This window comes from Prosthecobacter sp. (assembly GCF_044222565.1).
Lineage (GTDB): Bacteria > Verrucomicrobiota > Verrucomicrobiia > Verrucomicrobiales > Verrucomicrobiaceae > Prosthecobacter.
In genome coordinates this window covers 107428-118976 of the sequence record NZ_JBGANA010000025.1, presented here as the reverse complement: position 1 = coordinate 118976, position 11549 = coordinate 107428, and the positions used below count along the sequence as shown (strand labels likewise).

Here is an 11549-nt window from a genome sequence, read left to right as displayed (position 1 = left end):
AGGCAGCGAGAAGCACAAACCCTTGATGGATAAAATATTGGAGTGGCAAAAACGAACTTCGCCGAAGCAGCCTCCCGACCAATTGCCCTCTCCAGACACAGATCTCAAAAACGCTGCTTAACTTCGGTATCCGGGTTCAAAGCGAATGCCGGCCACGGGATAGATCGCAGGGAGTTTTTTTTGCATCGTCAAGTCGTATCGGGCTGCATGTTGAAAGGACGGAAGGCGCATGGTCAATACGCTGCGAAACTGGCGCTTTGTGTCCTGCTTGAATGATTGTTCCCATCAGGCATTCAGGGAGTGGAAACCGCCACGCGGAAGCCGCGCAGCGGGGAGCGGCTGGAGTCCGACACCCTGGGGCTGATGTAGAGGTAGCGCGCGACAAAGCTGGGATTGAAATCCTGGACGGAGCCGCCGCGGCAAATGTGCTGATGGGAGCCCTGATCCTTGCTGTGTCCCAGCGCGGGTTGCGCACGGCTGTCACCGACTTCGGCATCTCCCATCCATTCGCTGACATTGCCCAGCAGACCGCGCAGGCCGAGACTCGAGGGAGCTGCGTCACGTGCGGAGGGAAGATGACCGTCAGCCTTTCCAAAAACGAGCGCCTTGGGGAGCCAGTCGTCCTCAAATTCCATTTTCAGTTCCGTGTATTCCTGCCGGGCGGCGAGCTCCCATTCATACTGCCATGGCAGGCGCACGATGAGAGGCGCATCCTTGGGAAGGGCTTGCTGGAGTTTTTTGCACCATTCGTCCGCCTCCTGCCAGGTGACGTTGGTCACGGCGGCATCTGGATTGGAGGCCTCTCCCAAGTCGCGAGGTGTGGGATCGATCAAGCGCCACTGGGCATGGGTGATTTCGGTTTCGGACAGAAAGACCGGCGGTATGGCAAGGGCAGGCCCGACTTCATCGAGCTCAAGCGAACTCATCGTGATGGCAAAGCGTTTGGAGGCAATCTGATGAAAGGGCAGGCTGCCGCCTTTGAGCTTCAACTGGGCATGAGGACCTTTGGACTGCCAGACGCCAGCGAGTTGGGTTGCCACGTCCGGCGCAGGCGCAGACGAATTTGCAGATGCAGGTGCTGGAGCAGGCTGGGGTTTTGCGACTGGCTCGGCCTTGGGAACGGGGGCTGGCTCAGGCCTGGCAAGAGCTGTGAGCATCGGCGTAGGTTTCGGCGCTGGTGGTGCAGGTTCCGGCTTTGTGAGGGGCACAGGAGCCGGCCCCGCTTTCGGTTCAGACGTGGGCTCCGGTTTGGTGGCTGCCGCAACCATGGGTGCAGGCTGAGGAGAAGGAGCGGGCGTTGGCTTTGACTCAGGTTTGGTGGCGGGTGCGGGAACGGGTGCTGCTTTCGGTTCAGGCGCGGGCTCCGGTTTGGTGGCTGCCGCGACCATGGGAGCAGGCTGCGGCGCGGGCGTTGGTTTTGGCTCAGGCTTTGTGGCGGCTGCGGGAGCGGGTGCTGCTTTCGGTTCAGGCGCGGACTCCGGTTTGGTGACTGCCGCGACCACGGGAGCAGGCTGCGGTGCGGGCGTTGGCTTTGGCTCAGGCTTTGTGGCGGCTGCGGGAGCGGGGGCTGCTTTCGGTTCAGGAACGGGCTCCGGTTTGGTGACTGCCGCGACCATGGGAGCAGGCTGTGGCGCGGGCGTTGGTGCAGCCTCGGGCTTGGTGACTGGGGTAGGTTGCGGCGCGGGAGTTGGCTCCGGTTTCGTGACTGCGGCAACTTTCGGTGCGGGCTGCGGCGGGGGGGTGGGCTTTGGCTCGGGCTTGGTGACCGTGACCGGTGCCGGAGCAGGTTCGGGTTTCGTGACTGGCGCGGGCTGAGGATGCGGTGTGGCGGCTGCCTGCGTGGAGGTGCTTGCAGGGGGATTGCTACTTGGATTGGCCAGGAAGAGCCAGGCGCTTACGCCGAGGCAGGTCACGGTCAGGAGGATCAAGGGCCAGCGCCGGGGGTGTCCCTCGCTGCGGTGGTCGCCGTTCTCGTTACTAGTAGGGTCAGGAGGGAGGTAGTTGCGTTCCAGAGCGCTCAGCAGGTTCTGCCAGTCAATGGGAGCCGCGTCGAGCAGCGGGCGTGAGGCGCTGGCCCACGGCTGGTTCACGCCGTCGATGAGGTGCCGCAGCTTGTCCGTCGCGGATTTGGCAAACTGATCTGCGTCCATGGGACAGGAGAGTCCCGCGGGCAGATTCAGATCTCCGTTTTCCAAAACCGTGGAATCCTCCCAGACGTGCTTGCTCACGGATTTCTGCTGCGCGACGGCAGCGGCGAGTGTCCTGGCATGGCGCAAACGCAGGGCTGCATCCGCGCCGGGCGCGCGCTCTTTCCAGAAGGAGTCAAAGGTGGGAGAAGGGTCGGGCATGACGGATCAGGCCAGGGGGGTGGTGAGGAGGGTTTGCAGTGCCGCCTGCTGCTTGTGCACCGGACGTCCGGTGGAGGCGTCAGCAAGGGTGATGCCACAGAGCCACTGGCGCAGCACCACGTCCAGCTGCCTTGCAGGCGTGAGCAGCGCGAGGCGGCGGCCTGCCTCATGATGCTGAGGATCGAGCTCGGTGAGGTGCTGCTTCAGCCAGGACTGCATGGCTGGCGTGCGCAGGGAGATCAGCGCGGCCAGAACCTTGTTGTCCACCGGCTGATTGCTCTGATTGAGCATGCGATCCGCTGTGGTGAGGGCGAGCCGGTCAGGCCAAGAACTTTGACTGGGGTACAACGTGCCACGCAAGCTGCCAAGGGCCGCCGTGTCTGCAACACCGGTCAGGTGCATCACCACGGAGCGCAGAAACGCCTCGTTTTCCACCAGGCATTTCGGGGTCGCGGAAGGATAGAGTTTCAGCGCCAGCTGCACGCCGGTCCACTGGCCGCTGTCGCTGAAAGTTTCCATCTGGCGCATCCATGCTTCGACCAGCTGGCGCTCCAGCTGCGGCATGTCACAGCCGAGGCGCTGGCAAAGAGTGCCGAAGTTTTGGAGGGTCTGCGCAGCATTGGTTGCTTTTGACCAGGCATTAAAAAGCAGGCGGCAGGCCCAGGCGGGCCAGAGGGCGCTTGCGCAGCCGCGGACGATCGCCACATCAGTTCCGGCAAAGACCGTGGCGGCGATCAATTCCAGACGCTGCACCGGTTTTTCGGAGAGCGGCGGCAGGCTGTCGAGTTCCGCCTTCTGCAGCGGGCTGCCGGTTTTAGGGAGTTGCAGGAGCGTGGCTTCGAGGCGTGCATGCGCCGCAGCCCCCTGGGCTATGCCAAGCGCCAGCGCAGGCTGATGCAGCTCCTTCCAGCAGGTGGCTCCCACGAGGCTTTTAGACTCCGGCAGCGCATGGAATTGCTTGAGCAGTACCGCGTCCAGTTCCGGTGCCGCGGCGGCAGAGAGCAGTCGACGTGCGCACTCGCGTGCAGCCTCGGCACGCCAGTCATGCTTGTCTGACTGCGCGCACAGATTCAGCACCTTGAACCACGTGGCAAAATCTGACCAGGGAGCCAGCGGACTCAAGGCGGTGAGCCAGTGCTGCGTCTCCTCGCTGATGACCTGCCAGCGCTGCAGGGCCTGGAGGGCGGAGGTCCAGCGCGGCTGGTCGGAGGCGAGTTGCAGCATGGCATCAAGCGCGAGATCGCGATAGGGCGCACCTTCCTCAGGGTGCTGCATCTGCGCTGCGAGCCAGTCGTCCACGAGATCACTCAAGGGCGGCGGCGCGGGCTCAGCATTGCCGGGAGAAATCCAGTGCTTGAGCGCGGCCCACACGATGTCTTTCACAAACGGCACGTGATCGCAAAGATGATCTGGATCGGCCAGCAGCCACTCCAGCAGCAGCGCGTGCAAAGTGCCGGGCACCAGACCGGGTTGCGGGACCAGCGGGTAGAGCAGGGCGTCGAGCTTGCTGACCTCCAGCGCCGGCACCGGGTGTTCATGCAGCTCGTCCACCAGGAGATGGAGATCGGCAAACCACAGCGCCAGTGCGCCGCCTTTGTCTACCTCACACCAGTGCGTGCCAGAGAAGTCGGGCAGCGTGGTGGCCAGGTGACGGGTGATGCCGTGCAGCAGGGAATCCTGCTGCACATTCAGTGGGGCCATCGAATCACGCAGCTGCTTTTCCCATGCGAGCGCAAAGGCGACACCGCGCTGCTGGCATACGGCATGAATCATTTCGGCGAGCAGTGGATGAAGATGGCCCAGCCAGCGGCCGATGTTGGGCAGTTGCTGTCCGGGCAGTTCACCGGCCAGCATTTCCACCAGCAGGCTTGGCAGAGTGGCTGGAGCGTGGCGTGCGGCCATGCCATGCACAGTCCTGACAAGCTGGTGCACTCGGGTGCCGTCCAGCGCCATGGCGGTACGGAAATCCAGCAGGCTGCGGCAGATGTCCATGGTGCCATCGTCTTTGGACAGAGTCACCACTCTGGCATAGACCGGGGCGGTGAGTCCCTGCGTGCCGAGCACGGGAGGCAGCAGCGAGCTGGCAAAGGGCAGCCGCAGGCTGGTGGGTGCGGCCTGCATGGCTGGCAGCACATGACTGGCCAGGTCCAGCCGGCCATGGAGCAGGGCCTCCCGCAGATCGGGGAAGAAGGGCATGAAGCTTTTCAGTTTGACCTGAGCAGGAGCGCTGCGCAGGCTGGCCTGCAGGCTTTCCCAGGTCACGGGTTTGGACCGCGCGGCGATGGCACGCACCAGTGCCGCGGCTTGCAGGAGCCAGGGCTCCGCAGGGGCGTCCGCAGCACCCTTTGCCGGTGGCTTGAGCGACTGGATGCGTGCCTTGGCGATGGCCTGGGTGGTTCTCCAAAAGGCCTGCACGCGCAGAGCGCTGGGCCCGTCGTGCTCCAGCCGCAGCCAGAGCCAGGCACTGCCATCCCGGCTGCTGGTGATCCCCATGGCCATGAAGCCCGCAGGGTTGCTGAAGGATTGCTGCGGCAGCGCTTCGACGCTGAGGGAGGTCAGTGGCGTGTCCATGCAGCGGCGCAACTGGGCGTGCAGCATGAGGTGGACGGTGGCACGGAAAGCATTCTCCTCGTCCACCGGCACGCCGCGTGCGCGGCCCTCAGCGCTCAAGACCTGGCGTGGCGGAAAGCGCAGCGAATCCAGCGGCACCTGCCACACGGGCTTTTCTTTGTCTGTGTTGGGTGGGAAAAAATCCTCGAGCCTCACCCAGTTCAGAATGGTTTGCTCGTCCAATGCCAGCGCCTCGCGCAATGTCTGCCGCCAGCCGCCTGCCAGGGTGAGGAGCCTGGCGCGGAAGGGGGCTGCAAGCAGGGAAAGCAGCGGCGCGGGCACATCGCCATCACCGGCGGCGTTGCACTGGCGCATGATTTCTTCAAACAGCGCGGAGAGGTATTTCTGCTCAGCATCGGGTGTGGCGCGGCTGCTTTTGATTTCGTCATGCAGGGTCTTGAGTTCTGCACTCCCAGGCTTCCAGAGAGGTGCGGCGCCATCCTTCGGCGCAGGCAGCGCGAAGAGCATGCGCGTGTTCCCTTCCGTCTGGTATTGAAACGCGGCGTAACCCAGCCCTGTCGATGGTGTGGAGGGAGTTCCGCCAAACCAGCCTTTGCTCTTCTTGGGCGCCACGGGTGCGGGGGTGTTGCGGCGCTGACGCCAGACGTCGAAGTCCAGCTCCAGCGTTGAGACATACGCGCCTTCTCTCGCACGCAGGTGGCTGAGCAGGGCCTGCGCCTTGGCTTCGCCGCGGAGATGCTGCACCCTGGCCAGCAGATCCAGGTCTGCATCGACGGCCTCATGGATCCATGGCAGCCAGGCATCGCTGCTCTCCGCTCGTTCCGCCAGGCTGTGGCGCGCGGCGGGCCGCAGATAGGACAGCAGCGCGACATCCGGATCTTTCGCGCCGGAGGTTCTGGCAGCCTTCACCGCCGTCTGCGCACGCAGGGCGTCGATGATGAACAAGGCCATGATGTCATCCGGCAGATCCTTCAGCCGCAGGGGCCATTGGGAGGACGGCAGATGCGCACCGAGGTCGAGAGCTTGGATCGAGTAGTTCATGGCAGAGGCATGGAGCGGGGAGAATTATTTGCGGCACAGCAGACGCACCTGCTTTTGCAGGCGACGCCAGAGCACTCGGAAGCTGGCGGGCTGGAGCATGTAACTTTCCATGGCGGCGCGGCCACGCAGCAGCGAGTGGATGCGGCGGCGGTTGTCAGTGACTTCCTTGTCCCACTCGGCGCAGACGAGCGGCGTGTTGACCAGAGCCTGCAGCGGCAGTTCCAGGTGGCGGACGGCTTCGAAGACCGGGTTGTTGGCATCCTGCAGGCCGTGCTCGCGTTTGTTGACCGCGACATCGCTGTCGCGCGCCGCGATGTCGCAGAGGGTGACACGATGGCGGTTCATCACATCGAGCAATGAAGGCGCAAAGGAGCCCGCGGGTTCGAGAAAATCGCTGATCATCGCCACGGCGCCGCGACCACGTACGTCGCGCAGCACGCTCTGCAGGCCGGTGGCGAGCGTTTGCTGGGGTTCATGGATCTGCCAGGCCTGCGGCAGCTCCGCCATCATCTCCACCAGGTGGGCTTCCAGCCGGTCCAAAACGCGGTTGGCAAAGGCACGCGGGCGGCGCTCCTTCAGCACCTCCACATGCCTGCCGCCGGCGCGTATAAAGATCACGCGCAGGCCGAGGCCGAGCCCTTCCGCCAGCGCCTGGATGCCACCGGTGAGAGCCACCAGCGCAGCCACCTTCGTGTCAGCCGGAGACTCCAAAGTCCAGCTCCGCGGCGAGTCTTCGAGCATGTGGCCGAGGCTGCCGGTGAGCAGGCTGCGGCTGAGGTCCACGATGGTCACGCATTCGCTTTCGATTTCCAGTTCCGACGGCACGCGGCGCAGATCCTGATCCATCAAGGCCTGCATGATCGGCTTGCAGGAGAGCGAAAGCGCGGAGCGGCGGTCAAGGTGGGAGGGACTGTCATTGAGCGTGAACACCACCGGCGTGAGCGGATTGGGGCCGATGGGTTCGATGCGCTTGCTGTTGAGGTCTCCCGGACTCAGCGAGTCCAGCGTCAGGCCCAGCGAGGCGCGCACGCGGCGGCAGAGCCCGCGCACGCTGGCTTTCCAGTTGATGAGTCTTTCGCGCCACTGTGCGTCGGAAAGATGGATGATCGGGGCCTGGGCCATGACGGATTACCGGGTGGGGAAGAAGGCGGAGATGAGCTCTTCGACGACCTGGTCGGTCGTGCGATTGGCGGCCTGCGCCGAGGGCGTGAGGCGGATGCGGTGGCGCAGCACCGGCTTGAGCACATAAATCAAATCCGCCACGTCAGGATAGCCCGCGCGACCCTCCATGAACGCGCGCACCAGCACGGCACGCGTGAGCATGATCACCGCGCGCGGCCCCGCGCCGCTGAGCACCGAGGGGTAGCGCTCGCTGGAGGTGACGCGCAGCAATGTTTCAGCGATGCGTTTTTTCTCCGCGTCCTGGGACCAGGCCCATGCGCGCAGCTTCGTCTGTGCGGCGCGGGATTCATCGGCGGCCTTGCTGTCTCCCGCTTCGGCGGACCAGTCCGCTCCGCCATCGTCCGCACTGGCGGAGCGCAGATGGGTGAAGGCCACGATGTCGCGAATGGTGGTGGCCAGCGCTGTGCCGGAAAACTGGTTCATCGCTTTTGGGCCGAGCAGTTCCATCCTGAGGGTCGCCATGAAGACCACCGCTTTGAGCTGGAGGTACACCTTGCGTTTCTTTTCGTCTTGAAGGCCGAGGACGGTGGCGTTGAGCATGTCTTCCGCACCGAGCTGCAGTCTCGTTGGCGGTCGTGGTGCACGCACACCTGCCTGCTCGGTCTGGATCTCCTTCATCTGCTTTTCGGTGGGGTAGGAAACGAAGAGCTCCGCGAGGAAACGGTCCAGGCTGGCCTCACCCAGCTGATAGGTGCCCTCCATTTCCCACGGGTTGCGCGTGGCCAGCACGGAAAGGCTCTGCGGCCAGCGGCGCACGCCTTCGTCGTCCTGCACCAGCCATTCCTTTGCGTGTTCGAAGAACGGGGCGATGGCACCTGCCTCCACCGCTTTGGCATAGGTCTCCAAAGCCTCCGCCTCGGCTTCGGTGCGGATGATGCGGGTGGCGCGGGAGGGCGTGCTGACCTGGCCTTCCTGCATCGCTTCCAGCAGCGCGCTTTGCACCTTGGCGGGAGCGCGGTTGATTTCATCCGCGAGGAGCAGGTTGGTGAAAATCGGACCGGGGATCTGCTTGATCATCGGCTCATGCGTGGCGGGATTTTCATCGAAGATCTGCGAGATCAAAATGTCCGAGGGCATGATGTCCGGCACAAACTGCACGCGTTTGAAATCCAGATTCCACAGGCGCGCGACGAGGTTGCAGGCAAAGGTTTTTCCCAGGCCGGGATTGCCGGTGAGCAGACAGTGGCCGCCGGCGATGAGCGAGAGGAAGAGGAAGTCCACGACTTCCTCCATGCCGACGATGCCTCCGGGTGCGGTGGCTTTGTTGTACAATTCCTTATATGAGGCGTAGGCTGCGGGTAGGTTCATGGATAATGATGGGGAGGAGTTGAGAGCGGGATTTCAGTGCTGTGAAAAAATGTTTAGCGGACGGTGGTGGAGCGGTGCCACAGGCCTGCGGCAAGCAGCCAGAGGACCAGCCCGATGCTCAGTGAACCCGCCCAGTCAGAGGGCAGCCATGCTTCGGCGTAGCGGCGCACCGGCAGCAGCAGCAGCCAGCCAGCGGCAATGCCCGCGAGCACAGTGCCCAGCAAAGCCATGGCCGTTTCCAGACGTGGACGCTCGATCAAACCGCGAACCTGACGCGGCTGGCGTGAAAGGCTGCGCAGCGTGAACAGGCAGAGAATGGCGACGAGGGCAAACAGGATGACCGTGAAGCGCCCGAGCAGCCGGACATCTCCGCCGAAGGCCCAGGTCTGCGCCAGCAGCACTGAAAGGCATGCGGCGAGGAACATGGCCACCAGCAGGCCGGCCAGCACCAGAAGCAGCACATGCCACCATTGCGGAGCGGAGATGTAGGAGCAGAGCCAGTTGCGCACACGCAGGGAGGCGATGCGGGCGATGAGCCAGGCAGGCAGCGCCAGCAGTGCCAGAACACTCCAGCGCGCCGCCACGGGCAGTGGCATGCTGAGCAGCGCGGTCATCTCCTGCGACTCGCCTTCAGCGGAAAGTTTTTCGGCGATGCTTTCCGCCAGACGCGCACGCTTTTCAGCATCCTGTTCGAGGGATTGATACCAGCTCTTGCGCAGCTCGGCGAGGTCGCGTGGCCGGTCACCGGGGGCGGCATCGGCCAGGGTGAAGCTGCCTGCCGCATCGTCCAATGCGGTGGTGCCGGGGAAGCCGCGCGCAGTGCTGAAGACGCCATTGCGGCCATCAACGGAAAGGCGTGCGAGACGCTGCTCCGGCAGATCTGCCACGGCGGCACGCGCATCGCGGCTGGGAGTGGGAGTGAAGAGCACCAGCCAGCCGGAGCTGATCTGGTCGGCGCTGCTGCCAGCGAGCAGCCCGCCCGCGTCGCCATCGGAGAAGAGCAGACGTTTGACCTCCGCCTGCGCGGGTTCGCGTGTGATGGGGGGCAGGCCAGGACCGGGCAAATCCCATTTCCAATGCCGGCGGAGCTGCTGGCGGACATCCGCCGCGTTGTCCGCCGTGAGAGCACAGGAAACCAGCGGATCGGTGCCTCCGCCTTCGCCGGCGGGGTAAACGCGCAGCATGGCCTGCCCGCCCGCCTGCGGCCCGGTGGACATGCCGCTGCCGGACCACGTGGCCCGCAGCGCACGCCACAGGCGGCCAAACCAGCCGCTGTCCGCAGCCTCCGCGAGGACCGCGCCATTGGCATGAGGCAGGCAGTGCACGACGACCTCTTCAAACAGGAGACGCAGACCGGGCGGCGTGGCACGGTGGTCAGGTCCCACAATGATCCGGTCGGTGGCCAGACTGCTGTAGGTCAGGCTCGGGCCGGCGGTCGCCATGCCGAGCACCAGCAGCACTCCCGCGAGACTGGCCAGGAGTGCGGTGACTCCGCGATGGTGCAGAGCCTTGATGCCTTGCAGCCTGGCTCCTTTAAGTGCGCGCAGCAGAAGGAAAAGCAGCAGCAGCAGCACGGTGCCAAGGCAGACGAAAAAGATGAGGCCGGGCTTGGGCATCCAGAACCACGGCCCCCACTGGGCTTTCATGTTCAAATCATAGGGGCCGGCTTCAATGGCACGGCCATCCAGCCAGAGCTCCACCCGCAGATGCTGCGGTTCGGTGGCTGAACGCTGGACGCGCAGTTGCCCCTGGCTCTCCGGTCCGCTGCCTTCGGTTTTGGGCAGCACGATGGAGTCTGGAAACGCGACCCATGCCTCCGCAGGCAGCTGCGTGGGCAGCCAGGTGACGCGGCGGCCCTTGGTCTGCTGCCGCAGCCAGTTCCCCAATAGCGTCCATTGCGTGGGAGGATGCTCATCCTTCTTGGCTGCAGGTTTGGCGGCAGACGGCGCGGTGACCTGAGCCTGGGGCAGGGGAGTCCATCCAGTCCAGCCCTGCGCCTGGGGCAGCAGCTTGCCACGGGCATCCATGAAGTTTTCGACCGGATGCTGGAACATGCATTCGTGCAGCTGTGCGGCCACCCCGGCCGGCAGTGCGGCCAGGGCAGTTTCCAGATCCGCACGTTCCGCCCAGGCGCGCAGCGTGCCATCGCGCTCCTCCGGGGCAAAGCGGCACCACACGGGCATGACGCGTCCGGCTTGTTTCAACCAGCGCAAAGTCTCCGTGGCCTTGCCTTGGGAAGGAGCCAGCACTTCGCTGATGAGCAGGGCCAGCAAGGCATCCTTCTGCTTCACGGTCTCCAGCTTTTTAGGTGCTGCCTCGGGCGGACAGAGCAGGGCCAGCGCTGCATGCACGCGCGAAGGTTTCTCCGCGCGGAATGCCGGACGCAAAGCAAAGCGGTAGTCGCCATGTGCGGCGCTGAGGGGCTCGGGCAGATCCGCCTCCTTTTCCCAGGCGGCGATCTCGTCTTTGCCGGCTTCGAGGCGAAGCCAGCTTTGCTGCCCGGCCGTGAGACTGCCGAGCGCGGCGGGCTCGGCCAGCCAGCGCTGCAGCAGAACGAAGTCGTAGGTGGCATGCAGGGGATTTCCCAGCCACTCCGTGCTGCTGTCCCAGCCGAAGCGGTTTTGTGCCAGCCCGCCATCACGGGCGCGCTGCAGGCGCTGCACAATGCGCGGGCTCTGCATCTTCTGCTGCATGGCCTTGTCCTCGGGCATGAGGGCGAGATCTCCGATCAGAGGGGCGAGCAGCGGCCGCAACGCCTCCAGCTTGTCATCGAGAACGGAGGGGATGTCCGGCATGAAGAGGGCGTCCAGAGCATGACCGCTTTCGTCCGCCTGCGCCGCCATTTGATTGAAGCGCTGGGGCACATGCTCGGCCTTGGTCCAGACTTCGCGCAGATGCTCGCGTTGGGACCACGCCTGACGGACAGCGGGCGCGGCATCGCCCTTGTCCAGTTGCTTGAGCAGGGTGGCATTGATCTGCTTGAGTTCGGCGATCAGTCGCTCCACCTCGGTGCTGCCCGCCTTGTCCCATGCCGCGCGTGCACGATGCAGCAGGCCGGGAGGTGCGGACTCAGCGCCCTGGAGCAGAGGCATTGAGATC

The 11549-nt window shown here is 64.6% G+C and carries 5 protein-coding genes; all 5 read right to left on the bottom strand.

The window, feature by feature from the left end; genetic code table 11:
- Positions 1-293: 293 nt before the first annotated feature.
- From ACILSR_RS27205 to ACILSR_RS27185, 5 genes are read right to left on the bottom strand one after another with little or no spacing between them, the layout of a single operon-like run.
- Complete coding sequence (locus ACILSR_RS27205) at positions 294-2348, bottom strand: SUMF1/EgtB/PvdO family nonheme iron enzyme (RefSeq protein WP_395752969.1); 2055 nt, start codon at positions 2346-2348, stop codon at positions 294-296.
- A 6-nt stretch (positions 2349-2354) separates the two neighbouring features.
- Entirely contained in the window at positions 2355-5960 is a 3606-nt protein-coding gene (locus ACILSR_RS27200; protein ID WP_395752968.1) for a hypothetical protein, read from the bottom strand.
- Between the two features lie 24 nt (positions 5961-5984).
- Complete coding sequence (locus tag ACILSR_RS27195) at positions 5985-7082, bottom strand: hypothetical protein (protein ID WP_395752967.1); 1098 nt, start codon at positions 7080-7082, stop codon at positions 5985-5987.
- Positions 7083-7088: 6 nt separating this feature from the next.
- On the bottom strand, positions 7089-8450 hold the full coding sequence (locus ACILSR_RS27190) for an AAA family ATPase (protein ID WP_395752966.1): 1362 nt from the start codon (positions 8448-8450) through the stop codon (positions 7089-7091).
- A gap of 53 nt (positions 8451-8503) precedes the next feature.
- Complete coding sequence (locus ACILSR_RS27185) at positions 8504-11542, bottom strand: hypothetical protein (protein WP_395752965.1); 3039 nt, start codon at positions 11540-11542, stop codon at positions 8504-8506.
- Positions 11543-11549: the final 7 nt, after the last annotated feature.